Source organism: Paenibacillus sp. SRL342, from assembly GCF_984798905.1.
Map to the genome: position 1 here is coordinate 549,520 of NZ_OZ481790.1, position 26,176 is coordinate 575,695.

The window sequence follows — 26,176 nt, forward strand, 5'->3', positions numbered from 1 at the left end:
GTCCACTTGGCAACAAGGAGGTAATTTTGGTGTCTTTAAATAAACAGATCGTACTTGCGTCTCGTCCCGAAGGTGCCCCTTCCAGAGAGAATTTTAACTTCATTGATGCACCTCTTCCTGAACCGGAAGCTGGGCAAGTTCTGGTACGTACATTATATTTGTCGGTCGATCCGTATATGCGGGGCCGCATGAAAGATACAAAATCCTATGCTGCACCGTACGCGTTAAATGAAGTGATCAAGGGTGGAGCCATTGGACAGGTTGTGGAATCTTCGGAACCCAATCTGCGCAAAGGAGATCTCGTATCCGGTATGTGGGGCTGGCAGCAATATGCCGCAGTGAATACGGCTGATCTGTCGCTGATTGATACGGAAGAAGCACCAATCACGGCTTACCTGGGTGCGCTGGGTCTGACGGGTCTGACGGCTTATTTTGGTATGGAGGACATCGGCAAACCGAAGGACGGCGAAACGGTCGTTGTATCGGGAGCAGCCGGAGCGGTAGGCATGATTGCAGGTCAGATTGGTAAAATTGTGGGAGCACGCGTGGTTGGTATTGCAGGCTCTGATGAGAAATGTGCTTATTTGAAAGAAAAGCTGGGCTTCGACGTGGTGTTGAATTACAAGAAGGAGCAGGATATGTCAGCAGCCATTGAACGGGCTTGCCCGGATGGTGTAGATGTCTACTTTGACAATGTTGGCGGTGACATCTCGGATGCAGTCTTGCGCCACATCAATCGGAATGCACGTATTCCGTTATGCGGTCAGATCTCGTCCTATAATCTGGAGAAGCCGGATATCGGGATGCGACCACAGACATTGCTGTTAACAAATACAGCATTAATGAAAGGTTTCCTGCTGGGTGACTATACGAAATCCTTCAAGGAAGGCCGCGCCAAGTTGGCGAAATGGATCAAGGAAGGTCATATCCAGTATGAAGAAAACATTGTGGACGGGTTCGAACAGACGCCGGAAGCATTCATGGGTCTCTTCTCGGGAGATAATCTGGGCAAGCAACTGGTTAAGGTTGCAGATCCTGAATAGATATCGAATGGTTTACATGTACAAATTAGGTTGAAAACGAAAAGACACGTTCTGCACACCGAGGGTGCAGCAGAACGTGTCTTTTTTATCTGTAAATCTGTGCGTGGTCTGCGTATGATGACTAGTGTTCGGCGACCAGCACTTCTTTGTAGTGTTTGTACATATATACACGCCAGCGTACAATCATGCCAAAAGCCAGCAGGAAGAACAATCCGCCCGTTTGCGGAATACTTACATATCGCTGAATGACTTCATGCAGGATCAGGCGTACGGCCAACAGTCCAAGCAAGATAAAAGCAAAGCTGCGAGAACGTGTGGCAAAAATTTCTTCACCTACTCGTTCAAACCGTGTACTGCGAATGAGGGGATAGGAGAAAAGGAACCAGCCCACCAGAAACGCAATGAATGCCCAGAGTAGAGGAACATGAGTTGCCGGTACAACAAACATGAGAAATCCTGTGCTCATGCCGAGCGGAGGAATAAGGATTTTGCGAATGGTCACCGGTCTGTGACTGGCTTTCATGCGGATGAAGATGGCAAGCAGTGCCATGACGAGCATGCCCACGGTTGCTCCGATTTGCAGGTAGTACGGACTGATTTGAGCCACGTAGAACTCCCTCTTTCTGGAATAATATGTTATCCGGTGATCCGGAACTCAGTACGAATTGCCGGAATTTTCAGTTCCTATTATATCACAAACGCAGAAAGCCGATAGAAAGCTTAGTGTATCATATACCCGATATGTATTCACAGGGTGTATTTGAAAATTTTGTATTATTGTGCCTGTTGTAAGGCCGTTTATTCGATTAAGGGGAAATCATGCAATGATTGGACAACAATGGATGTATATCAAGCTTATCGGTTCACATCAATAGTGAGAATACGATCGTACAGCGAATTGATTGTCTGCTGGATATTCAGTATGCACGCTATGAGGTTCTCATCATTAATGATGGATCAGAGGATGGAACAATGCGGCGTCTAAAAGAAACCTATGATCTGATGCCCATTCGGAGTAAAGTTCATTATTCGGGACTCGGCCAGGAGACAGCTCAGATTAAATGTGTCTACCAATCCAGGTTACATCATCGTCTGGTTGTGATCGACAAGGCGTATGGTGGACGAATGGACTCCCTGAATGCAGGCCTGAATATCTCGCAATATCCTTATATCGCCTCTGTTGGACCCTGGACAGTTCTGGAACGGGATGCATTGGTGAAGATTATGAAACCCTTTATGGATGCTCTCCCCGGAGAAGAGGTTGTTGCTTGTAGTGGACGAGTAGATCTCATGGCCCCCAGAAATACGAATCATACAGATTTAACGTATAACAGCACAAGGCCTACGGACAGTACGTTGTATGTAATGCAGACCATTGAATACGTGCGTGCTTTTTTGATTGGTGGTGTGGGACTTGTTCGTTACAATATTAATGTGCTTTTATTTACGTCTGAAGTATTTGGTGTATTCAAAAAAAACCGGGTGATGGAAGTTGGCGGTTACAAGCGCGATGACCAGGTCGCTCACATGGAACTGGTCATGCGGTTGCAGAAACATATGAAGCGAACTCGGGAACGTGGTCGTATTATATACATTCCCGATCCGATCTGCAGGGTAGAAGTGCCCGGTACATGGCGTCAGCTGTGCAGACAACGTATCGGTTGGCACATGCAGCTTGCAAGCAGTCTATGGGCCCAGCGGAGCATGATCTTCAATCCGGCCTATGGCTGGATGGGGATGGTATCCATCCTCGTATTTTATTCTGATCGAATTGTTGGGCCCTTTGATGGAACTGGGAGTGATTTTGCTGTTCATCTCAGGCATAGGGCTACAGTTGGTGGATATCAACCTATGCATCATTCTCGTTCTGCTGCTGACGCTCTATGGTTCACTGTTGTCCGCAGGTATGGTAATGTTCGAAGTATGGTGTTCACGCAAAGCGTATACGTCCAGCGCAGTGACGCGTCTGTTATTGTAAGCTTGTTCGGAGACGTTCTGGTTCAGACCGCTGAACAATATATTCCGCATGTTTGGCATTTTGCAGGCTATGGGATTGAGGAAGGAAAAGGAGAAGGAAATCAGGAATGGATTGGGGTAATCTATCGGCAATCCTGGTAATACCTTGGAACAGAGCAAGGAGGAAGACGCTTAATGAAAAAAAGTTACAGGCCAGCCACGATGTGGACGCTGGCTTGTTTTACAGTGGTATCGGTGGTGCTGGTTGTCCCCTGGATTATGTGGCAATCCCAGGCCCCGGTTCCGCTTAACATCATGATTATTGACAAGAGCAGACCTGACCAGTCCTATCAGGGGCACAAGGGATTGGTCTGGCTGCTGAATCAGCAGAAGATCGTACAGCAAACAGGGGAACACTATTCCTATGAAGAGGATTATTACGGTTATGATCTTCAGGACGGGCTTCCTCGGATGAAGCGATTGTTGCCTGATGAGGTGACGGACACGGATCTGATCTATCTGACGGCGAATCGAAGTAGTCTGTCTGCACAAAAGAATGAACGGAAGCAAGACGAAATCTATGAAGAATTAACAATATATGATGTGCAGAAGATTCGCGAGGCTGCGTATAAAGGCGTGACGATTGTTGCCGAATACAGTGCATTGGCGAATACGGCTTCCAAGATGACAAGAGAGCAGCTATACCCCATCTTGGGTGTGGACAGCAGTGGATGGCAGGGGAAATCGGTATCTAATCTGCAAAGTATACAAGAAGTACCCCGCTGGGTTAGGGCGCACTATGAGCAGCAGGAGAAGAAGAAATGGCATTATCGCGGAGCGGGTATGCTGCTGATCCATATGGATGGACAGGTCATGGTACTGGAGAAAGGTCCGGATGTGAAGACAGGCAATATACAGATTGCATTTACACCGGAAGGCAGCGATTGGAGCGGTATAACCCAGGATATACATTACAATGGCTGGTTCGATATCATTGTGCCGCAACAGAAGAATTCCATACTGGCCTGGTATAAGACGGATCTTACGGAGACAGGCGAGCAGAAGCTGGTGGATGCAGGAATTCCTGCGGAATTTGCTGCACTTGTCCGCTACGACGACTATAATCGGTCATATTACATGGCAGGGTCATTCGGAGAGATGAAGCATTATTCCTTCTGGCGCCGAATCCGGGGTTGGGAGGTCGTCCGGTCCAAACTTACGCCAGATCAAAAAGGTATCCCGGACATGTTCTACTGGAAGGTGTACGTGCCCGTGATGAAGCATATTTTGAAAGAAGTGCAGGATGGACGGCAGCAATGGCCATAGATAGGCTATCGAGAACCGTTTCGATGGAAAGAGGGAAGCCAAAGTCCATTCCAGCCTTCGAGAGGAACGAGAGATGTACATAATAGAGAAGTGCGTCGTTGTGAGTGGCAAAAGTGTAATTGAGAGACAGGGCGAATCAAGTAAGGATCAGATTGCCAAGTGAAATGGGATTGGGACTGGGGAGAACGATACGTTTCAGACTCTTACCACTGAACAACGGGAGTTGTAGCTAGATCCTCAACAAGAATCATCCCGCTGCGGCGTAGATGCAGTGTGATCTATAAAGATTCGTATTAGAACAAGTACTAAAACAAGCACTAAAGTGTGCATCACGATCAGGGTAAGCTCCGTATCGGGAATCGTCTCAATGTGTGCACTGAACGGTAGCTTGATCTATACATGAATAGTATTAAAGCTTGTACTAGTATGTGCATCACGATCAGAGTAAGATCCTTATCTAGCCGTGTCCCGCTATGATGAGTGGACGAGTGTCTATGACATCGTGATCTGAAGCACTGTATGTAGCACGTTCTAACGAACTCAGCGCATCTTATTTGGCCTAATTTGGGTACGTTGGTAAATGTAACGAATCACAGACACGTTAAATGAACACAAGCCGATGAAAGATGAATTCAAAGTGGATGTTAATTTGCTAAAAGTCATCGGCGTAACTATAACATTATTACTGTCCAATCTATGGGATGTACCAGTACACCGCAATGAAAAAGGACTGCAGATCCTCTGCAGTCCTTTTTCATGATGCAATGCGTGCCTCAACTAGTCCTGATGAAGATGCCGGAGTCCGTGCAGGAAGGCGGATATGGTCAGACGCAGACTTTCGTCTGGATCAAAGTTCATGCCGAAGCCGCCCTGTGCCTCAATGGAGGCAAATCCATGGCAGAGGCTGCGCAAACCACGAACGGCGTGCAATGCTTCCGCTTCGGTGAGCGGGTAGGGCTGCAAGCTGTACAGCAGCAACTCCAGCGTAGCTGTGCTGGCCGCGGCGAGCTGTGGCTCCTCGCGATCCGGGGCATGAAATGAGGCTTCGTACAGCCCGGGGTGCTCGCGGACGAAGCCAATGTATGCCGCAGCGATGGCCTGGATGGCATCATCGCCAGTGCGGTCAGCGATAGCCGCGGTTAATGCGCGGCTAAGCTGTTGTACGGACATCAGCGCCATTTCCTGGCGAAGCCCGGGAAGTCCGCTGATGTGGTTGTAGAGCGACGGCGAGCGCACATCCAGCCGCTGTGCCAACGCGGCGAGTGTCAGCGCCTGAAAGCCGTCGCTGTCAGCAAGCTGGGCGGCGGCGCTGAGCAGAGCGCCGCGATCCAGCCCTTGCCGGGGGCTCACAGATGCCCCCCGGCAAGGCCGAGCCGCTGCTGTGCATCAGCGGCTGCCGCGCGCATGGCGGCCGCGGGCTGGCGCAGCATCCGTCCGTGGCCTACCGCCAGCACGGACGGTTCCAGCTCCGCCAGGCGCTTCGCGCTGGTCAGAGCCGCTTCGCGGTTCCACGTCGCCAGCGCGGGGAACGGGAAGAGCGGGCGCATGCGGCCGGATACGGCAAGGCCGCCTTGCAGCTGGTACGCGTCGCCAGCGATGAGCACGCGGCTGCGCGCATCCATGAAGGACATATGCCCCGGCGTATGTCCTGGTGAGGCAATGGCGACCAGTGAACCAATCTGGTCACCGTCATCCAGCAAGTGGTTTGGCTGGGTGCGCACCGCTTTGGGCTTAGGCACGCCGCCGCGTACCGGGGTTTGTGGCTCACCGGGAAGAAGGGAAGTATCACCCGCCAATAACCGGGCATCCCGTCTGGAGATGAAGACCTCGGCTTGGGGCAGTGCCTCTTTGAGACGATCCAATGCACCAATATGGTCGCTATGCGCGTGAGTCAGAATGATCTTGGTAATGGGCTTTCCAAGGGACTGGGCAGTTGCCAAAATCCCCTTAAGACTGACCGGTATTCCGGCATCAATCAGCGTTAATCCATCTTCCTCTTCAATCAGGTATACGTTCACAGGGAAAAGTCTTGGGAAAAACGTAACTTGAACGACATCAAATTCTCGGGTAATACGCATCGTTAAACCCTCCTTAAAACTAATGGTATTAGTATCATAACTAATGACATTAGTTTTATCAATACCTATTGTTCATTTTATTCAAATAAAAAAAATTTAAAATAATGATGCACTTTACAAAAAAAGCGTTTTCAAATTGAGGATTACCGATTATAATAATCACGTAAGCCCTTTCATATGTCTATCTTATTGGAGCCCTTCGCGTAGCGAAAGGCTCACTTTTTTGTTCTTTTTGGATAAAAATGAAGACAGGATGTTCATCCTAGCTTAATTGTGTTGATGAGCTGTAAGTATTGGTATAACAGGAAAAATCACGTTTGATCTCCATTCGGGATGAAAGTTGACAAACATAACTGTTATTCATATAATGACAGTTATACTTACCTTGGGTTGGAGTTCATCGGTGTTGTAAGCCGGGAAGGAGTAAGTTATGAACAGCGAATTTACCATAGCGGTGCATTGTCTTGTTTTTCTGTCGATGAGAAATGAGTGTATGGCCAATAGTGAAGATTTGTCCCAGAGTGTGGGTACACACCCGGCCAGAGTCCGTAAGGTACTTAGTGTTCTGCGCAAACATGGTTACCTGACGACGAAGGAAGGTGCTCATGGTGGGTACTTGCTTAGCCGTCCAAGTGAAGAGATCAAGCTGGGAGAATTGTACAGACTGGTAGCTGGTGGTTCACTCGGTCCCAACTGGTGCTCAGGGGAGTCCGGTTCATCGTGCGTAGTATCTTCCAATATGCAGGATGTGATGGGGAACATATATAACGGAGGCGAAGAGGCGCTCAGCGCTTATTTTGACCGTATATCCATTCAGGATGTGAAAGAGCGCATAGGTCATGGGGAAGCGATAACCCTGTCGCTGAATGGATTGCCTGCAAAGGAGAAGTCCTGACGGAGTCCACAACGAATGGTCCTTCATGACATGGCCTTGGTTGAGTCAGGCATGGTGGACAAGTTATGGCATTGGCGTGTGCTCCGGTGAAAGATCCATTGATGTTCTCAGGCGATTCCGGGCATAACGTGAACACAGATGGGGAGAGATTATCTGCGCTGATGTTATTTTCGGAAGGCAAATCCTTGGGAGAGTAGTATTCTTCAAGATTACCTTGCGAAAGTAAAGAAGTATAAACAAACTAGATTCTGGGGAGTGGAACACATGTCAGGCATTGAAAAAAATGAAACACTTCGCGTTATTAGCGAACGCCATGCTGTCAAAAAGTACGAAAAAGGTTTTGAATTGCCTGAAGCTGATCTCAATGCGATTCTGACAGCAGCAGCGGAAGCACCATCTTCATGGAACCTGCAACACTGGAGATTCCTCGTAATTGAATCTGAAGCAGACAAAGCGAAATTGCTGCCAGTTGCTTACGGTCAAAGTCAGATCGTGGAAAGTTCGGTTACGATTGCTGTTCTTGGAGATTTGGAAGCAAACCGAAACACCGTAATCTACGATCAAGCTGTTGAGGCAGGCGCACTGACTGCTGAGGTTCGTGACGCATTGGTTGGACAGATCAACGGTGCTTACCAAAGCCCGCAAATCGCTCGCGATGAAGCGATCCGCAATGCATCTTTTGCTTCCCAAAATATTATGCTTGCTGCACGCTCCCTGGGTTACGATACATGTCCAATCGGTGGATATAATCCACAAAAACTGATCGAAACATTCAACATTCCTGCACGATTTGTGCCAACGTTGTTGATTACTGTAGGTAAAGCTGCACAGCCAGCTCGCCCGTCAGGACGTTTACCGTTGTCTGAGGTTGTTGTTAAAGGTTCTTTCTAAGTTAGAAAGTTAAATCTGATGATTGCATCAGTGATATAGGTATAAATAACGGTATAATACAAACGGCCGCACTTTCCTGTTGAGGGAAGGTGCGGCTGTTTGGCATACTGCTTCCACCAAGGAAATATTACTCCTCAGGTGTTTCCGGGATTTGTGGTGCATGGAACGATTCCATGTACTCGATTGCGTTATACATCATCACTGCTGCTTCGGCACGAGTAATCGTTTGTTTGGGATTGAAGTTGCCGTCGGCATCCAGTTGATTGATTTTGAGAACGAGTGAACGCTGAATGGCACCTTGATACTCTGGCGTAAGTTCCTGTTCGTCGGTAATGTCCACAGGTTTGATATTAATCATCGGCAGACCGCCTTTGGCCTCGATGCCTTGCATCAGAAACAGTGTGAATTGTTCACGAGTAAGCGGTTTGGACGGATCGATATCCTGTGACATCTGAATGCCATTATATTGTGCACGGATAAATGCATCACTGTACCATACGCCATCTTTTACATGAGAGAAGTGATCACTTGGCAGCGGCTGTTTGATAAAACGAATCGTGTCCAGATTCAGATTCAGGCCGTCCGCAATCAGTTGAATGCCCTGAGCGGTATTTAACTCCAGTTCAGGTTTGAACAAGCTGTCGCTCACGCCTTTGATGAATCCATCCTGATGGAGAGATTCAATTTTGTCTGCTCCTGCGATACCTTGAATATCCGTGAATTGGGCTTGCGCAGCGTTGATCGGGCCTGCACTCAGAGACAGCGTGAGCAGAGCTCCCGCAGTTAATGTAGCAAGTATATTTTTTTTCATGAAAGGTGCGCCTCACTTTTCCAGGGATGATCCCTTTATATAAAAGTTATTTGCCCCTATAGACGACCCTTCTGTTCAAAAAGTTGCTGGAATTTTCCAACGGAATTCATAATCATTCAGAAGGGGCTAAGTGAAGACACTGCCTTTAACCTTTGGATTTATTTCGATAATCCGTGGGTGAACGTCCCATCATTTTGCTGAACAGACGGGAGAAGTAGTAAGGGTCCTTGAATCCAAGCTCGGAACTGATCTGCTTCACGGTCCAATCGGTAAAATCCAGATAGCGGCAGGAATGCTGAATCTTAAGCCGCAGGAAATAATCGATGGGCGAATGCCCCGTAGCTTGCTTGAATAACTGAGAGTAATGAGGGACAGACAGCCGCGCGTGTGCCGCGAGTTCCTTGAGCGTGATTCCATTCTCCAGGTGCTCCAGCATATATTGAACGGATTGTTCAGCCGCCCGTTTGCTGCTCACGATCCCACCATCTGTCCCTGTCGTCTCCGGTCCATAAGCCAGCATACCAAGCATATAACCGATAATCTGGGAGGCATACGTCATCGTCTGTATGGAGTAACCCGTCTCTAACGCGCCGTAACATTCATGGAACAGCTCAAGCCATTTCTGAGCCTTGGCCGGTGGCATGGTAGTAATATGATGAGTTAACAAGGGTTCTATGTAGGATAAAGCGTGTTCCCCGCGCAGATGAATCCAGAAGATGCTCCATGGTTCAGCTGCGTTGGCACCATACACATGAGGGACATGTGCAGGTAATATAACGAGGTTTCCCGGGTTGACATCATATGTCTTGCTGCCATCCATCGTATACCAGCCTGTGCCTTGGACACAGTACATCAGAATGTGTGATTCACAACCATCGGGACGGTCACGGTAATGATGTTCCGCTTCGTGAAAGTAACCGATATCGGTTACGTATAATCCGGACGTGACCGGATAAGCTGCGGTTTCTTGCAGCAGGGCGTCCGGAAGCACAATGAGTTTTTGCATACGAAATCCGTCAGATTTACGCTGTAGGGGTGGTCTGTTGTTAGGTCTCATACTTTGTATTATGGTGAGAGGGGATAAGGGAGTCAATGACAGATATGAGAGTGCACACCGGGGTTGTTATCGATTTAGAAAGCCACGTTATAGGACAGGAAGTGAAGCAGTTGCCCGTGAATTGGGTAAGTACATACCAGTGAGAAGAATCAGAACAGTGAATATATAGGATAAGGGAGAGATATAGTTATGGAACCAGTCACAACTCAGGAAACGTTTTTCTATACAGGTACGTATGCGTCAGCGGATGAACCCGGAATATTCCTATGTGCGTTGAATGCGGATACAGGAGAGATGCGAATCGTCAATCACATGGATGGTGTGGATAATCCGTCTTATCTGGCGCTATGCCCGGATGGAAACTGTCTGTATGTGGCGAGTGAGAAGGACGAGGGAGAGGTACTGGTCTATCGGAGAGATGCGGCAACGAGTGAGCTGCACCTGATGGATAGAAAACAGACCAGAGGAGCTTCTCCATGTTATGTGTCTGTCTCCACGGATGGTCAGTGGGTGTTCTCATCCAACTATAGCAGCGGCAGTGTCAATGTATTCCCGGTTGGCGATCAGGGGACGCTTGGTGAGATGAGTGCATGGGTGGAGCACACGGGAAGTGGAATCAACGAAGAACGCCAGGAAGGGCCGCATGCACACTCCATTCAACCAGATCCGTCCGGGCAGTATGCTGTCGTATGTGATCTCGGTCTGGATCAGATCATTGTGTATCGGTTGGAAGAGGGACGTCTGGTTACCCATCGTGAGATGGATCAACCACCAGGCGCAGGGCCAAGGCATCTTGTGTTCCATCCCAACTCGAAGTGGGCATATGTAATCAACGAATTGAACAACACGGTTACGGCATTCCTGTACGATGAGCGCAGAGGGGAGTTCACTACGGTACAGCACATTTCCACACTTCCAGAAGGGCATAAAGGAGAGGGGACAGCTGCGGACATCCGTGTATCTCCATGTGGACGCTTCCTGTATGCATCCAATCGGGGAGATGACAGCATCGTGCTCTATCATATTGACCAAGAGAGCGGTAAGTTGGAAGCCGTAGAGTGGACGTCCACGATTGGGCAGACACCGCGTAACTTTAATATTTTGCCAGGTGGGATTCTGGTTGTGGCGAATCAGGACAGCAATAACCTCGTAGGTTTCCAGATCAGTGAAGAAGACGGACGCCTGACGCATAACGGGTTCAAGCTGGAACTGCCTCGTCCGGTATGTATTGCGCCTGTGGTGTAAAAGTGGTCTATAAGCTGTGAAATCATGGAGAAACACATGGTTTTACAGCTTTTTTAGTCTTTTTATGCGAATAACTTGAAAATAGTGGCAATTATCACATTTTTTTATTGACCATCGTTTGAACGTTCATTATGATCAGGATATATAGGGATAAAACCTAAAATCTGGATGTTGCACGAAGGGTGGTGCTTTCCTTGATACCTGCAAATTCAATTCGGGAGCAATTAACCCAGTATATCGATAAGAACAGCATGACGCTCTCCCGATTCTCGGAAGTATCTGGCATTAATACAGGCACAATTAGTCGTATTTTACATGGAAATCGTCCCATATCCGTGAGTCAGTTGATTGCGATATCATCAGGAATGGGCGTGGCAGCAGATCATTTTTTTGCCGACTATGTGGAAGAATGTTTTGCTTATACCGTATCTATGCGGCGGATCAGACCATTTATTCTCAGAAGTGCGGAGTTGAATCGGCTGGACTGCATCGAGCAGATTCTTTATCGGCTACTGGACGACCTGGATTATGCGACAGAACTATTTGAGATGGCTGAACAATTATTTGAACAAAATCAGCGGTCTGCGGCGGCGTTGTTATATAAGAGTGTGAGTGAAGTTGAGAAATATCAGCATTCCGAACGGCTTGCCATGTGCCAGTATCGCATGTTTCTAATTGGACAAGGTGAGAACCTGGAGGAAAATCTAAGGATGGCTATCTTGTTCGAGCCCTATGTTGACCGGTTGGATGAGGGATACCAACTTGAAGCCTTCAAAGATCTAATTCATGTTTTTGGCTCGGTAAATAAATGGAGCGAAGTTAAATATTTTGCTGACAAGATGTTACAGTTAGCCAAAATTCAATATAATACAATTAACATTTCGGAACGACAAAATCAGGAGTGGAAACTAACAGTGCGGCCACTTTACTTTTATATACTATATGCTTGGTTGATTCAGTCGACGGTATTTGAGGAGCAGGGAGACTATACTAAAGCATTAGAACTTGTGGGGCTTTATGCAAGTGGACAGAGCTGGGTGCGGGAGGACGATGATGAGTCTCGACGTGTGCTGAAGCAATTCGAAGAATGGGCAACGGCTAATAAGTATCTCTATCAGATGTTATCTGGAGATATAAATGTTGTTAACGAATATGCAAATTACATCACACAATACCCGGATGAGATATTTTTGGCATTACGTTACATCATCCAGGCAGCGAATAAGTTTAACTGGAATATTGATGATATTTTAGAGCGTTTCTCGGATTACATTCCTTTACGTACATACAAGACAGAGTTTGGACAATACAATTCTTCAATGATGAATCAAAATTATGCAAAACTTCTAGGGGAATTGGCGATATACTATTTAAACCACAATCGCGATGTTGCAATAAGTCGAATTTTAGAAGGATTGAACTTCTCTATTCAAAAAAATAATGATCTCAATTTCATTAAATATGTAATGGCTTTTCTTGAAAAAAGCTTTAGCAGTGAAAATTTTGAAGACAAGGAAAAGCTTAAATTACTAATTAATGAAATGCAGCGAATTAATGCTTAATAACAAGTACTTTAGTTCTGAATCTATTTAGCATTATGATTACACTGTAATATACTTTACGAAGCCAAAGGAGAAATCCGTTGGCTTTTTTCATGTACCAACCATTCAATTACTAAATTAGACCTATAGATGGAATTATATGTTTAATTTAAAATGAATATATTAAAGCGCTTACATAAAAAGATGGCGCTACAAGGGCATCGGGCTTACCAATACAATTGGGGAGGCAATTGTTTATGGGAAATCGATCATCATTGTGGAAGCGCACATTACGTACAGCGGGAGTATCCCTGCTGAGTTCCGCGTTACTGATTACTTCGCTTGGCCTTGGCAACACGTCGGTAACACATGCAGCGGGTCCAAGGCAGATGGAATATCTGGATCGCGGTGTGGTGGCTGTGAAGACCGGGACAGGTGTGTTTGTCAGTTGGCGGCTTATGGGAACGGAAGGGTCGAATGTATCGTTTAACGTCTATCGGGATGGAACCAAGGTGAACGCTACGCCCATAACAAACAGCACCAACCTTCAGGATGCAAGCGGGACAAGCAGTTCCAAATATACGGTTCGCGCTGTCGTCAGTGGAACGGAGCAGGCTGCTTCAGCGGCAGCGAGCGTATGGGGCAATAACTATCTATCTGTACCGCTCAGTGTACCCGCAGGCGGGACAACGGCCGATGGAGTAGCCTACACCTACAGTGCCAACGATGCCAGTGCAGGTGACCTGGATGGTGATGGTGAGTATGAATTGATTGTGAAGTGGGACCCTTCCAACTCTAAGGATAACTCCCAGAGTGGTTATACCGGGGAAGTGTTTATCGATGCCTACAAATTAAACGGAACACGCCTCTGGCGGATTAGTCTGGGCAAAAATATCCGAGCCGGCGCTCACTACACCCAGTTCATGGTCTATGATCTCGACGGTGATGGCAAAGCCGAAGTTGCGATGAAAACAGCCGATGGCACCAAGGATGGCACTGGCGTAGTCATCGGGGATGCAAGCAAGGATTACCGCAATTCCAGCGGTTATGTGTTGTCTGGTCCCGAATTCCTGACGGTTTTCAATGGACAGACTGGCAAAGCACTCTCCACGGTGAACTACGAACCGGCGCGTGGCAATGTATCCAGTTGGGGGGATAACTACGGCAATCGGGTGGACCGATTCCTTGCCGCCATTGCTTATCTGGATGGAGAGCGCCCAAGTCTGGTCATGGCGCGTGGGTACTACACCCGCACAGTGCTCGTGGCTTATAACTGGCGTAATGGACAGCTGACCAAACAATGGACATTTGATTCCAATACCTCCGGTAACTCGGGTTATGCCGGGCAGGGCAATCATAATCTGAGTGTGGCGGACGTAGACGGAGATGGGAAAGACGAGATCGTTTATGGTGCCATGGCAGTGGATGACAACGGCAAAGGATTGTACACAACAGGACTTCATCATGGCGATGCCATGCATTTGAGTGACCTCGACCCGGATCGCCCTGGACTTGAGGTATTTCAGGTTCATGAGACGCCATCCAATGCCGGAGTGGAGTTCCGGGATGCAGGTACAGGCCAGTTAATCTGGGGAGTCAAAACAACGAAGGATATTGGACGCGGAATGGCAGCAGATATTGATCCAAGATATAAAGGCGCTGAAGTATGGGCAGACGGCAGTCTGTATACGGCCAAAGGGCAGAAACTCGGGACAACTCTGCCGTCCTCCACGAATTTTGGGATCTGGTGGGATGGGGATCTGCTTCGTGAACTGCTGGACAGCAACCGAATCGACAAGTGGAATTATGCCAACAGCACAACGATGAACCTGCTCACCGCTTCCGGCGTATCTTCCAATAACGGAACCAAGTCTACGCCGAATCTGCAGGCCGATCTGTTCGGGGACTGGAGAGAAGAAGTGGTATGGCGGACGAATGACAGCTCAGCACTGAGGATCTATACCACAACAGCAGTTACGGACAAACGCATCTATACGCTGATGCATGATCCGGTGTACCGACTTGGCGTCGCTTGGCAAAATGTAGCCTACAATCAACCGCCACACACTGGTTTTTATCTGGGAGAAGGCATGAGCACACCACCGGTACCCAATATTCGGTATGCGGACAGATGAGAATGGACAACGTGTAGCCGTCCATTACCGATTAGGTTTACAATAGCCAGCGAAGTATGGGATTCGCTGAAGGGAACAACGGACGCTGGTTCGTTGTTCCTCTTTTTTTGCCAATAGCCCAGAAATACGGTAAAAATCGGAAAAAACGTTTGACAGGTATATAGACTGCCTTTATTATACGTATATAACTTACTAAACAGGTAGGAATAATAAAAACGAATCTGTTTTCATTGTGAAAACGATCATTTTACAGACAGATGCAACCATGCAACCTGAACAGAATAACGTTCTCACCGTATAGACGGAGGAACACCGCAGCGCATCCTTTTCAGATGGAGCATGCACGGCCTTAAGCCGGCATGACTTTATGGGGAGAAGTGCGCGGGGGTTCCTCCGTCTTCTTGTTTTTTATGGGCCGTTACATCCTGTTCAGCCGGCCTGAGGTAGTCATGCAGATCTATATCGGGGGAGTGTATTTAATGAAAAAGAGAATTCACAAGGGTATTCTGGTTGGTCTGGCACTGGTATTAACAGGAGTTCTGGCAGCATGCGGATCGGATAGCGGGGGGTCCAGTGCGACAGGAACATCGGGGGGAGCGGAAGGCGGCAAGGAAGGGGCCAAGGCCATCGAACTGCTGAATGTTTCCTACGATCCAACACGGGAACTCTATGAGCAATATAACAAAGCGTTTGCGGCGCATTGGTTGAAAGAGAAAGGCCAGGAAGTGACCATCAAGCAGTCCCATGGGGGATCGGGCAAACAGAGTCGTTCTGTTATTGACGGACTGGATGCAGACGTGGTGACGCTGGCATTGGGATACGATATTGATGCGATTGAAGATAAAGGTCTGATTAACGAAGGCTGGCAGGACAAATACGAGCATAACAGCGCTCCGTATACCTCTACGATTGTATTCCTTGTACGTAAGGGTAATCCAAAAGGCATCAAGGACTGGGATGATCTGATCAAAGGGGATACGCAAGTCATCACCCCGAATCCCAAAACGTCCGGCGGAGCACGCTGGAACTATCTGGCGGCATGGGGATATGCCCTTAAGCATAATAACAATGATGAAGAGAAAGCGAAGGCTTTCGTTGGAGAATTATTCAAACATGCGCCTGTACTGGATTCGGGTGCTCGCGGATCTACGACGACGTTTGTTGAACGTGGTATTGGTGATGTGCTGCTTGCTTGGGAGAATGAAGCTTTCTTATCCGTAAAAGAGCTGGGCCCGGACAAATTCGATATTGTCGTGCCTTCGGTTAGTATCTTGGCTGAACCACCGGTTGCGATTGTGGACAAAAATGCAGACAAAAAAGGAAGCCGCGACGTGGCGGATGCCTATCTGAAATATTTGTACAGTGAAGAAGGACAGACAATTGCTGCTGAAAATTATTACCGTCCAACGCTGGACAGCGTGGAGGAAAAATTCAAAGATCAGTTCCCGGCACTTGAGCTGTTCACGTTGAAAGATGTATTCGGTACATGGCGGGATACCCAGGCCAAACATTTCAATGACGGTGGTATCTTCGACCAGATCTATGTTCCAGGCAGCTAAGGTTGCTCTGTTCAATGAACAACCGATCAATCGCGCTGTGAGCGGCCAACCAGCCTTACCGGCTGAAGGCAGAGAGGATGAACGTGGATGAGCAAGGTGATGGTGGCGCGGAGACGCACATTGCCGGGATTCGGATTAACGATGGGTTACAGTGTGTTCTACCTGAGCCTGGTTGTACTTATTCCACTGGCTGCGCTGTTATTTAACTCCACAGGGCTGACGTGGGCAACCATGATTGAGGTTGCAACCAATCCCAGGGTGCTGGCTTCCTTCCAGGTCAGCTTCCTGACGGCAGGTGCAGCGGCACTGATTGATCTCGTGCTGGGACTGCTCCTGGCATGGGTGCTTGTTCGGTATGAATTCCCGGGCAAAAGGCTGTTTGATGCAGTCATTGATCTGCCCTTTGCCTTGCCAACGGCAGTAGCAGGGGTTGCTCTTACGGCGATCTATGCCGGCAATGGCTGGATTGGGCAGTTTGTAGAGCCATTGGGCATCAAGCTCGCCTATTCACAGGCCGGGATTACGCTGGCGCTGATGTTTATCGGAATTCCGTTTGTAGTTCGCACGGTGCAACCGGTGTTGGAGGAGCTGGAGGCGGAGGTGGAAGAGGCGGCTGCCACACTGGGGGCAGGAAGATGGCGGATATTCCGTACCATTCTGCTGCCAGATCTGATCCCACCGCTGCTGACCGGGTTTGCTCTGGCTTTTGCCCGGGGCATTGGCGAATATGGCTCCGTTGTGTTTATCTCAGGTAATATGCCGATGAAAACAGAAATTGCCCCCTTGCTGATCATGGCCAAGCTGGAGCAGTTCGATTATGCAGGCGCTACAGCTGTAGCTTTGCTGCTGCTTCTGGTTTCTTTCATCCTGCTACTGATCATTAATTCCTTGCAACGTTGGAGCCGAAAGGCGGGCAGAGCATGACAATGAGGCATGGTGGAATAAGTATATTAAAAGACGTCACTCACCGAAACCAAAGGAGGTGCAGCATATGGCGGGTTCTATCCCACTGAGCCCTGTTCCACCCGTAAAGACCAGGCGTGGAACTAATCGTGCAACAACGGAGGCTCGATGGGTCAAATGGTTGTTAATCGGACTGGCAAGCCTGGTACTCATCTGGCTGCTTATTTTGCCACTGGCCATTGTGCTCATGGAGGCGTTGAAGCAGGGCTGGGTTGTGTACATCGCGGCTCTTACCGAGCCGGATGCCATGTCTGCACTGAAACTCACGTTATTGGTTGCGGCGATTACAGTGCCGCTGAATACGATATTTGGTGTGGCCGCTGCATGGGTCATTACCAAGTTCCAGTTCAAGGGCAAAGGACTCATGATTACCCTGATTGATCTTCCCTTTTCCATCTCGCCTGTGGTGGGCGGGTTGATCTTTGTATTGGTCTTTGGTTCGAATGGGTGGTTAGGGCCGTGGCTGTCCGAACATGATATCAAAATCATTTTTGCGCTGCCAGGCATTGTGATTGCAACGCTGTTTATTACCTTCCCCTTCGTAGCGAGGGAGCTGATTCCACTAATGGAGGACCAGGGAACCCGGGAAGAGGAAGCGGCGGTTACACTAGGTGCTTCCGGGTGGCGAATCTTCTGGAGTGTAACCTTGCCCAACATCAAATGGGGGCTGCTGTACGGCATTATTCTGTGTAATGCCCGTGCTATGGGCGAGTTCGGAGCCGTATCTGTGGTATCCGGGCATATCCGCGGGGAGACCAATACGTTACCCCTTCATGTCGAGATTTTGTATAACGAATATCAATTCTCGGCTTCGTTTGCTGTAGCTTCCCTGCTCCTGATTCTGGCTCTTGCCACGTTGCTGCTCAAGAGCTGGCTTGGACACAAAGCCGTCTCAGAAAAGTGATTTTGAGAAGAAGAAAATACAGATTGACAGCTACTGGAAGCCCTGATAATGTATAAACCAAGTATATAGGTTGGAAAAGAATGATTTATAAATCCGTTGGATGACAGCGTACTTAGGAATATGGCGGGCAATAGCCCGAGAAGAGGAGGCAGCTCTATGGCTAAGCCGTTAAAAGTGGATGAGGTATGGTTGGACCGAATTGCCGGACAGCTGAATGACATGGAGTTTGGTTCATTGCATATCGTAGTGCACGAAGGTCAGATTGTGCAGATGGAGCGGACCGAACGCAAGCGTTTTGAGAACACGCCCTCAGGCAGCGCCTCCAAATCCGGAAGCACGGCACGAAGCAGTTCAGCCCGTTCACTACGCGGATCCAATGCGAGTGCAAAGGGATAGCGAGTGACACGGCGTCAGGAAACGAGAATGGGTGCATAGGAACACAAATGTATACTTTTCAGAAACTCATGGGAAATGCATGTTCCAAATCATCCTATCTATTGTGCGCGACTTGTCTCCATATGCTCCTTATACCAATGATTCGCTTCAAGCAGCACCTGTTGCCCACCTGCATCCATGACTTCTTCCACAAAGGTATCGAAATACCCCACAGGCTGATCGCCAGTGATGATGGAGATGTACGCTCTGTCTCTCATGCGAATCAATTCAGATGAATATTGAATCAGGGCAGGGGTTGCAACCTCCAGGCGATTATAGATACCATTCTCCGTCAACCCTGCAGATGCAGCCCACTGTTCACGTTTATCCGAGGGTGTACCTGGAACCGTCATGCCGATACTTGAGCCGATCCTATTAATATAATTCTCCATTCTGTTGTATGGGTAAAGTAAATGGAACGAGTTTGAATCTTCAGCGCTCCAATTCCAGTGTTTTCCTGGAAGGCCATACTCCATTTTGATCTGCTCCTCCGGATCGGGGTTGGCACTTACATAATCGAGTATCTCCAGAATTTCCTCCAGTTTTCCCGGCTCCTTCGCAGCCTCAGCACCTATAGCAATAAAATTCATCAGCAGATTGTTCCCTTTTGAACCGCTATGTCCATCAGGACCAATAACAGGAGAACCAAATACAACTTCTGCAGTTGCGTTCTTCTGTAACAGCTCATTAACATTGAACGAGGCTCTCACTGGGGTTTCTTGACCATTTTCATTAAGGACACTGTAGTCTCCCTCTTGATTCCAATGATAGTAGTTGCCCATTGAGGTCATCCCAATTTTTCCATTAATAAAAGTATGGGATAGATGTTTATATCCACCTTTATTTTCGCCGGTTATAAACTCGGGGTCAATAATCCCGTCCTGATACCACTTTTGCATATAAGTCAGGGTTTTTTTCATCTCAGGCTCCAAAGCGCCGATCACGAGTTGGTTGTTTTTTTCATTAAAATATAGTTGCTCGGTGAAAACGGACTGTCCAAAAGCGCCAAACACGACATTTAAGCCCTCTCTGGATAGGCCATACGTATCCTGTTTACCATTTCCGTCCGGATCATCTTTGGCAAAAGCATACATAACCGTTTCAAATTCATCTAATGTCTTCGGAACCTCCAGACCAAGCTGCTTAAGCCAGTCCTCTCGGTATACAACAGGAGTTCGATAGATATTGGTCTGATTAATGACCGGAATTCCATATAAGCCACCGTTTATTTTTCCATACTCTAACTCTAAATAACGTGAATCATAATCGCGAATTCGCTGCACGATATTTGGCGCATATTGTTCAAGGACTTCTGGGGAGATTTCCGCTAATACCCCTTGCATTTGATATTTAAGCAGATCATGCGGTTGTCTGATTCGAAACAGATCGGGTATCTTCCCTTGAGCAAGCTCCAGGTCCAGCAGTTCCTCGTACCGCTTGTTCTCAAGATTCCACACCTCCAGATCGACATCAAACTGATCCTCAATATATGCAATCATCTCCGCGTCCACAGGAACAGCAATATTTTGATGCATGGTCCAGGATATCGTATATTGCGGTACTGTCTCCTTCTCAGGACTTTCCAAATGGTCCTGCTGTTGCACTTGTGATCCTTCCCTGTTTAGAAAGGTACAACCGTTCATCAATCCTATAAGAATAGATGTAGCAATCAATAGACATAGCTTTCTTGACAGGTTAAGGTTCATAGCAGCTCCTTTACTAATTTTAAATTCTATATAGGTTCAATTTAACATTTACACAATAACAGCGATCGGAAGGTTGTTCTGTCATCGGAGTGTCCGTGTAAATATTCCTAATTGAACCTATATAGATCCCTGTTCCATTAGACTGCGCATGAAGTTTTTTGGTGTACAGCCGTGAATTTCTTTGAACTTCTTAATGAAATAAGCAGGGGTACGGTAACCGACCGAACTTGCGACCTGCTCAACTGTAATTTCGCGTTGTGTCATGAGTTCCCGTGCGCGTTCCATTCTCTGATTCGTAACATATTCGGAATAAACAATCCCGGTTTCTTCCTTGAAAAGTTTACTGAGATATTTAGGGCTGATGAATACTTGCTCTGAGACATGATCCAGCGTGAGATCGCCCGATAAGTGCTCGTGAATATAGGCTTTGACAGCCGAGATGGTATCCACACTTCGTACCTCGCTGCGCTTCTCCATCTGCATCACAAATTCGGTCACGAGATGAATCATCCATTCCGAATAGCGGTTGATATTGTAGAACAATGAAAGTTGCTTGTACATATTCAATGAACTCGCCTCGGCGGGTTGCAGGCGCACCTGATTAATACACTCCGCGTAAATAGATACCGTTTTTAATAATATGATACGGCTGTATTCGGCGGAATAGGGGCCTTCCTTTATTGTCGCGACCAATTTCTGAATGGCCTCAACCGTACCTTGCACATCCCGAGTCTGCAATTTCTTTTCAAAGTTGACGAGGTAGGACTCCGGAATTTCCAAACTGCTGGCTTCCCTGTTCAGAAGATCAAGATCCTGAATGGCAGACTGCTCGGGAAAGAAGTAGCTGTAGCGAATCAGGATATTCGCCTGATGATAGCTTGTGTGAATCTTCGTGAAGTGTTCTACCCATCCGCCTAACGATAGTACAAATTCCAGGCCAAATCTGCTGCTCGCCTCAGCGTGAATAAAGTCAACAATGTGATCAGAGAGCGGTTCTTCGGGTTGGTTGGTACAGATGATTACTGCTATTTTGTGATCCTGCAATTCCTCTGCCAGTAGTTGAGTTTCATCCATTTCTGTGAGCTCCAGTTGCTGGATCATCGTATACAACGTATGCTGCAACTGTCGTGGCTGCAGATCCTTCCACTTCTCATTGACGGGGTCAATGACGATGCAACGGAAGCGAGAGTAAGCCATTGAAATGTGAACAGACTGGAGCTGTTCTGAAAGTTCCTCGGGTGTAAATCGATTATTTAACATATTAAGCATGATACTATGCTTAATCATTCTGTGATTGGCCTGTAAGGTTTCTTCAAGACTATCAACTTTATTGGACAGACTGTTAAACGTTGTATCGATGAACCGATATTCGTCTTGCTTTAAGCTGGTTGGGCTGTCCATCCGGCTCTTGATGTTATTCATGATTCGCTTAAGAGGACTATAGTTGGCCCTGGTAAAAATGGAGGACATCACGATCCCAACTGCGACAGCCAACAAGCCAAGAAAAACCGAAATTTCTTTTAAGCTATCCAATTTATAATAGAAGCTTTCATTAGGTGTGGTTGTGTATATTCTCCATGCATTTCCTTTAAATTGATCTTGGGTGACGACATGAGAGTCATAGTTAAATACAGGTGCGAAGCTCTCATCTGAAGAATGATAGGCAAGGAGCGACTGCGTTAGATTCTCCTCCGTGGAGCTGCCTATCAACGTTTTGTCCGCGGCAGATATGACGGTTCCGTCCTGATCGATGATTAATGTATTTGCATAGTCAGCAGGGATCATATTTTTAATGATCTGACTGATCGCTGATTCTTTGATATCAATCGCAATCATGGCCTTACTGTCTTGTCCAGACGATTGAAACGGGTAACTATGGACATAGGAAATTAGATGACTCATATTGCCCTGTTCCCGTGATTCGATATAAGCATCCTGAGGCACCATGCGAGTCTTCATCCATAAGGAGCTTTCTGGAGTCTCTTTCATCGCAGCAATCCAATCCGTCGTATGATCCACACTCGAAGGCGTGTCCTCATAGAGCAATAGCCCATATACAGATGAGACGATGAAGTGGTTCCTCGTATCGTACACATGAATAGCTTCAATGAGATCCGAATAATTTTGCACCATATTTTTGAGGGACTGTTCGATGTCCAAGATTTTGCTATGGTTTCCTTTTAAGCTATCTAAATCGATACTTGCTGCGTTACCGAGTGCCAGGGACAGATAGACCTGATTCACCTTCTGGATCACGGAGCTCTCAATAGTATTGACGGTGCTTTTCAGCGAAAGTTGATTATTGATTCGAATCTCTTTGCTGTATTGATGGGAGAAGAAAAGGTATAGAATGGAGCCGAAAAGAAGCGCAATGACAAGAACGACTGCAAGGTAGGAAAGAACCATTTTGGATCTCACAGATTGAAATGGCTTATGCATTCTTTTTCCCCCTTCATGTCTCTTTTCTAAACAACTTCATCATTATATAGCAGGCCGAGGACTAGAAATCATGTTGATCGAAATTTAACAAACTCCCACTCCATAATTTACTTTCAGTTAATAAAGCGTTTACAAAAGTAGGTATTTTAATTGATAAAGTAGTATCTAACTCCATTTTCTTGGCATATAAGCTCCGAAACGTACGATTTTGATATAAAACGGAATTTGTTCTATAGATGCGAAACGCTCCCTAATGCTACAGTAACGGCAGATCAGACATCTGTATAGAGTCTTTCTTACTCATTTGCAGATGCAGAAGCAAAAAAATAATTTACCATAACGGGAGCGTGTATTTGCAAGCCATGAGAAAACCACTTAAAAAGTCACTGGCATTACTTCTAATGTTGTCTATGGTAGGTCCGACATTTGCAGAGAAGAGTTTTGCAGCCGATCAGAAGATTCAGTTCTCTGATATTAAGGGACACTGGGCGGAAGCAAATATTCAAGCATGGGGTGATGAAGGATTAATTCGAGGTTACCTGGATCATTCCTTCAAACCAAATACGTATATTACCAGAGCAGAATTTATGAATTTGGTAAACGGTGCTTTTGGATATTCCGGACAAGCTAAAATTACCTTTAACGATGTGTCTGAGAGTGCATGGTATTACGAAGCAATTTCTATTGCAAATGCGAATGGATATATAGATGGATACACCGATGGCACAATGAAGCCGCAAGATCCGATTACCCGTCAAGAAGCAGCTAAAGTGATCGCTGGCATTTTGAACTTGGAGTTAAATGAAACAGCAGCGAATGTATTTAGCGATTCATCGTCTATTGCGGCGTGGAGCAAGGGAGCGGTAGGTGGAGCGGCAGCAGCGAAAATTATCGCTGGTTATGCAGATGGAAGCTTCAAACCGCTTAATTCCATTACTCGTGCCGAAGCGGTGTCTGCGCTCGTTAAGGCTGTGGAAACAGATGCTACTACAGCTGCCAAACCAGCTAAGCCAAAAGGAACGGCAACCGTGCTGAATGTTAACCCCCCAGCAGATGAAGCTCGGTTGTCCGCCGTGAAGCACGGAGCCAATGCTGGAGACGACACCTTGAAAAATATTGCGGAAACCAATCCATTTATTGATATTTTGGACGGTTTTGATCAAGTATGGTCCATGAACCAAGCGGATTGGCGAGATGGAACAGCGGCAACCAAAATTGGAGCTGACGGAAAAAATGCAAAGTATGGAGATGGACCGTCCCCTTATTATGACGGATTTAAAAATGACCCAACCGTAGCCGTCGCTGATCAGAAAACATATGCAAATGAAGAGATCCGAAACAAAGCGACTTGGGAAGCCAATATCAAATATGTCGAAAAGGTCACGCAAAACCGCACGGGTGAAGAGGCTTTGGCAGCCTACTATGATGACCAAAGAGATAAGATCTATAGCGTGATGGAGGGCTTTGGTCCGTTGGCTAACACGTATGTAGATATCATCAAGCCAAAGACCAACGTTGAACGAACGGTGGACGAGATGAATGTGGTATTGACCGAAGAAACAGTGGAAGATGAAAGCCAAGGTATTGGAGATTGGGATGAAAAAACGGAGCTTTCAGACTTGGTTAATTTGGTTGATCTGGTTCGATTCAAAATTCCTGCCTCATCTAATCCCTCTAAATATTTCTACTCTTCCCCAAGACCGTGGAGAATGAATTCCAATGGAGAAGTGAAAGAAGTTGTTGACAGCAAAGGATTGCCTGTATGGGAAACCATGGGCGAAGGTGAGAAAAAAGAAGTACCTTTGGCTTCAGGCGGCACCAAATCTACAGGAGAAAAACATTACCAGCAATACGAAACCAACGTTAAGCTTATTCCTGCCTTAAGTTATGTCAAACGAATCGCTGAGGATGGAAGAGGAAAAGATGGCGGATTTCCGAGCGGACATACCAGTGCAGCTTACTTATCCGTATTTCCTTTGGCATACGCTACACCAGAACGATTCGCTGAATTGTTAACGAGAGCAGCTCAGTTGGGAGAGAATCGAGTCGTAACGGGGATGCACTCGCCGCTTGATGTTATAGGAGGAAGAATACAATCCACAGCCATGGCTGCATATGCACTTAATCAGGCTGAGAACAAAGATGTGTTAGAGAAAGGTTATGAGAATGCCGGAGAAGTATTTGGAGCTGCAGCCAAGGAAAAAAATATGAGTCTGTATGAGTATGCACACACCGTAACTGAGGATTACACGTTCAAGAGTGCTTATGATGAACACAAATGGGAAGATCATGATGCCAATAAAGCCTTCTATAGAGAAAAGATGACTTACGGTCTACCACAAACCGGAACCAAAGGTTTGGCTCCAGTTGTACCGCAAGGAGCAGAAGTCCTGTTGGAAACGCGTCAACCGTATTTAACAGATGAGCAACGCAGACAAGTGTTGTATACAACATCCATTGACTCTGGATATCCTGTACTGGATGAATCCAAGGGCTGGGGTAGAATTGATCTGGTCACGGCTGCGGATGGATACGGTGCATTCTTGAACAATGTAACTGTGGATATGGACGCTTCCAAAGGGCGCTTTAATGCAGAAGACTGGTGGAGAAATGATATTACCGGTAGTGGAATGCTTACGAAAAAAGGAACAGGAACCCTTACATTGACAGGGAAAAATAGCTACACTGGCGGAACATTACTGCAAGCAGGAACGCTGGTAGCCGAATCTGAAACTGCTTTTGGTACAGGTGATCTGTATGTAGAAAATGGAACAGTTGTCGTTGATGTCGACGGCGCACTCAACTTAAATAGAAACTTTACCATGGATAACAGTACGTTGGAATTGGTAGTGACTGATAACAACAGTCAGCTGAATGTCGGCAGAAAGCTCTATATTGATGGAGGAAGTCTCAAACTCGACTTGTCCAAGCATAAGATTGAAGGTTCCAAAGATATTACGTTAATCACGGCTAATGGAATCACAGGTGAATTCGACAGTGTAACGGCAGATGGTTATGACGTGACTGTCACGTACGAAAAGGGCCGCGTCATTGCACATGTTGTAGCCAAATAAGTGAAGTAATTATCCATGATATAAAGTGACTAAAGTATGTTACACATGCCACTTCGATGACAGAATAACCTTCCGATCATTCTTCGCAAGACAAAATTAGTAATATAGAAAAGGGCTG

Annotated in this window: 21 protein-coding genes; 14 read left to right on the top strand and 7 right to left on the bottom strand. The window is 46.9% G+C overall.

All coding sequences use genetic code 11. From position 1 onward, the window contains the following. Nucleotides 1–29 precede the first annotated feature (29 nt). Nucleotides 30–1,043 (top strand): NADP-dependent oxidoreductase, encoded by a 1,014-nt coding sequence (locus AC4E8D_RS02630; RefSeq protein WP_076215938.1) that lies wholly within the window; start codon nucleotides 30–32, stop codon nucleotides 1,041–1,043. A gap of 121 nt (nucleotides 1,044–1,164) precedes the next feature. On the opposite strand, the gene AC4E8D_RS02635 is transcribed toward AC4E8D_RS02630, so the two are convergent. Continuing rightward, on the bottom strand, nucleotides 1,165–1,650 hold the full coding sequence (locus AC4E8D_RS02635; protein WP_179088578.1) for a CcdC family protein: 486 nt from the start codon (nucleotides 1,648–1,650) through the stop codon (nucleotides 1,165–1,167). Between the two features lie 221 nt (nucleotides 1,651–1,871). Between AC4E8D_RS02635 and AC4E8D_RS02640 the strand changes: the two genes are divergently transcribed. Further along, a complete protein-coding gene (locus AC4E8D_RS02640; protein WP_449004336.1) occupies nucleotides 1,872–3,161 on the top strand; it encodes a glycosyltransferase family 2 protein in 1,290 nt (429 codons plus the stop codon). Between the two features lie 33 nt (nucleotides 3,162–3,194). After that, complete coding sequence (locus AC4E8D_RS02645; protein WP_221823733.1) at nucleotides 3,195–4,325, top strand: hypothetical protein; 1,131 nt, start codon at nucleotides 3,195–3,197, stop codon at nucleotides 4,323–4,325. 777 nt (nucleotides 4,326–5,102) lie between these two features. On the opposite strand, the gene AC4E8D_RS02650 is transcribed toward AC4E8D_RS02645, so the two are convergent. Both AC4E8D_RS02650 and AC4E8D_RS02655 read right to left on the bottom strand, forming a co-directional pair. Continuing rightward, nucleotides 5,103–5,675 (bottom strand): TetR/AcrR family transcriptional regulator, encoded by a 573-nt coding sequence (locus tag AC4E8D_RS02650; RefSeq protein ID WP_221823731.1) that lies wholly within the window; start codon nucleotides 5,673–5,675, stop codon nucleotides 5,103–5,105. Beyond that, complete coding sequence (locus tag AC4E8D_RS02655) at nucleotides 5,672–6,403, bottom strand: MBL fold metallo-hydrolase (protein WP_221823729.1); 732 nt, start codon at nucleotides 6,401–6,403, stop codon at nucleotides 5,672–5,674. The genes AC4E8D_RS02650 and AC4E8D_RS02655 overlap by 4 nt, the downstream gene beginning before the upstream one ends. Before the next feature lie 430 nt (nucleotides 6,404–6,833). Here AC4E8D_RS02655 and AC4E8D_RS02660 point away from each other — a divergent pair, with 430 nt between their 5' ends. The 3 genes from AC4E8D_RS02660 (at nucleotide 6,834) to AC4E8D_RS02670 (ending at nucleotide 8,189) form a co-directional block, all read left to right on the top strand. Beyond that, nucleotides 6,834–7,298, top strand: a complete 465-nt coding sequence (locus tag AC4E8D_RS02660; protein WP_076215926.1) for an RrF2 family transcriptional regulator — start codon at nucleotides 6,834–6,836, stop codon at nucleotides 7,296–7,298. A 65-nt stretch (nucleotides 7,299–7,363) separates the two neighbouring features. Next, nucleotides 7,364–7,495, top strand: coding sequence for a hypothetical protein (locus AC4E8D_RS02665; RefSeq protein WP_260632933.1), 132 nt, complete (start codon nucleotides 7,364–7,366; stop codon nucleotides 7,493–7,495). Nucleotides 7,496–7,562: 67 nt separating this feature from the next. Continuing rightward, nucleotides 7,563–8,189, top strand: a complete 627-nt coding sequence (locus tag AC4E8D_RS02670) for a nitroreductase family protein (RefSeq protein WP_076215923.1) — start codon at nucleotides 7,563–7,565, stop codon at nucleotides 8,187–8,189. A gap of 127 nt (nucleotides 8,190–8,316) precedes the next feature. On the opposite strand, the gene AC4E8D_RS02675 is transcribed toward AC4E8D_RS02670, so the two are convergent. Together AC4E8D_RS02675 and AC4E8D_RS02680 are read right to left on the bottom strand one after the other, a co-directional pair. Then, nucleotides 8,317–9,000, bottom strand: a complete 684-nt coding sequence (locus AC4E8D_RS02675) for an S-layer homology domain-containing protein (protein ID WP_221823728.1) — start codon at nucleotides 8,998–9,000, stop codon at nucleotides 8,317–8,319. 145 nt (nucleotides 9,001–9,145) lie between these two features. Then, nucleotides 9,146–10,006 carry an AraC family transcriptional regulator gene (locus tag AC4E8D_RS02680; RefSeq protein WP_221823726.1) on the bottom strand — a complete coding sequence of 287 codons (861 nt, stop codon included), beginning with the start codon at nucleotides 10,004–10,006 and terminating at the stop codon, nucleotides 9,146–9,148. A 240-nt stretch (nucleotides 10,007–10,246) separates the two neighbouring features. On the opposite strand from AC4E8D_RS02680, the gene AC4E8D_RS02685 reads away from it, so the two are divergent. The 7 genes from AC4E8D_RS02685 (at nucleotide 10,247) to AC4E8D_RS02715 (ending at nucleotide 18,800) form a co-directional block, all read left to right on the top strand. Then, a complete protein-coding gene (locus tag AC4E8D_RS02685; protein WP_221823724.1) occupies nucleotides 10,247–11,302 on the top strand; it encodes a lactonase family protein in 1,056 nt (351 codons plus the stop codon). A gap of 335 nt (nucleotides 11,303–11,637) precedes the next feature. Beyond that, nucleotides 11,638–12,864 (top strand): transcriptional regulator, encoded by a 1,227-nt coding sequence (locus AC4E8D_RS02690; protein WP_490205814.1) that lies wholly within the window; start codon nucleotides 11,638–11,640, stop codon nucleotides 12,862–12,864. A gap of 236 nt (nucleotides 12,865–13,100) precedes the next feature. Then, nucleotides 13,101–14,978, top strand: a complete 1,878-nt coding sequence (locus AC4E8D_RS02695; protein ID WP_397376290.1) for a rhamnogalacturonan lyase — start codon at nucleotides 13,101–13,103, stop codon at nucleotides 14,976–14,978. Nucleotides 14,979–15,457: 479 nt separating this feature from the next. After that, entirely contained in the window at nucleotides 15,458–16,537 is a 1,080-nt protein-coding gene (locus AC4E8D_RS02700) for a sulfate ABC transporter substrate-binding protein (RefSeq protein WP_490206460.1), read from the top strand. 87 nt (nucleotides 16,538–16,624) lie between these two features. Beyond that, the gene (gene cysT, locus AC4E8D_RS02705) at nucleotides 16,625–17,461 is read left to right on the top strand and encodes a sulfate ABC transporter permease subunit CysT (protein WP_017690928.1); all 837 of its coding nucleotides are present in this window, start codon (nucleotides 16,625–16,627) and stop codon (nucleotides 17,459–17,461) included. A gap of 67 nt (nucleotides 17,462–17,528) precedes the next feature. Continuing rightward, nucleotides 17,529–18,404 carry a sulfate ABC transporter permease subunit CysW gene (cysW, locus tag AC4E8D_RS02710; protein WP_221823718.1) on the top strand — a complete coding sequence of 292 codons (876 nt, stop codon included), beginning with the start codon at nucleotides 17,529–17,531 and terminating at the stop codon, nucleotides 18,402–18,404. A 156-nt stretch (nucleotides 18,405–18,560) separates the two neighbouring features. Further along, nucleotides 18,561–18,800: a YezD family protein gene (locus tag AC4E8D_RS02715; RefSeq protein ID WP_036607453.1), complete on the top strand. Its 240-nt coding sequence runs from the start codon at nucleotides 18,561–18,563 to the stop codon at nucleotides 18,798–18,800. A 98-nt stretch (nucleotides 18,801–18,898) separates the two neighbouring features. Here AC4E8D_RS02715 and AC4E8D_RS02720 read toward each other — a convergent pair whose 3' ends face one another. Both AC4E8D_RS02720 and AC4E8D_RS02725 read right to left on the bottom strand, forming a co-directional pair. Next, nucleotides 18,899–20,443 carry an extracellular solute-binding protein gene (locus tag AC4E8D_RS02720; RefSeq protein WP_490205815.1) on the bottom strand — a complete coding sequence of 515 codons (1,545 nt, stop codon included), beginning with the start codon at nucleotides 20,441–20,443 and terminating at the stop codon, nucleotides 18,899–18,901. Between the two features lie 219 nt (nucleotides 20,444–20,662). Further along, nucleotides 20,663–22,984, bottom strand: coding sequence for a helix-turn-helix domain-containing protein (locus tag AC4E8D_RS02725; RefSeq protein ID WP_221823714.1), 2,322 nt, complete (start codon nucleotides 22,982–22,984; stop codon nucleotides 20,663–20,665). Between the two features lie 362 nt (nucleotides 22,985–23,346). Between AC4E8D_RS02725 and AC4E8D_RS02730 the strand changes: the two genes are divergently transcribed. Beyond that, nucleotides 23,347–26,058, top strand: a complete 2,712-nt coding sequence (locus tag AC4E8D_RS02730; RefSeq protein ID WP_260632932.1) for an S-layer homology domain-containing protein — start codon at nucleotides 23,347–23,349, stop codon at nucleotides 26,056–26,058. The last annotated feature ends 118 nt before the right edge of the window (nucleotides 26,059–26,176 follow it).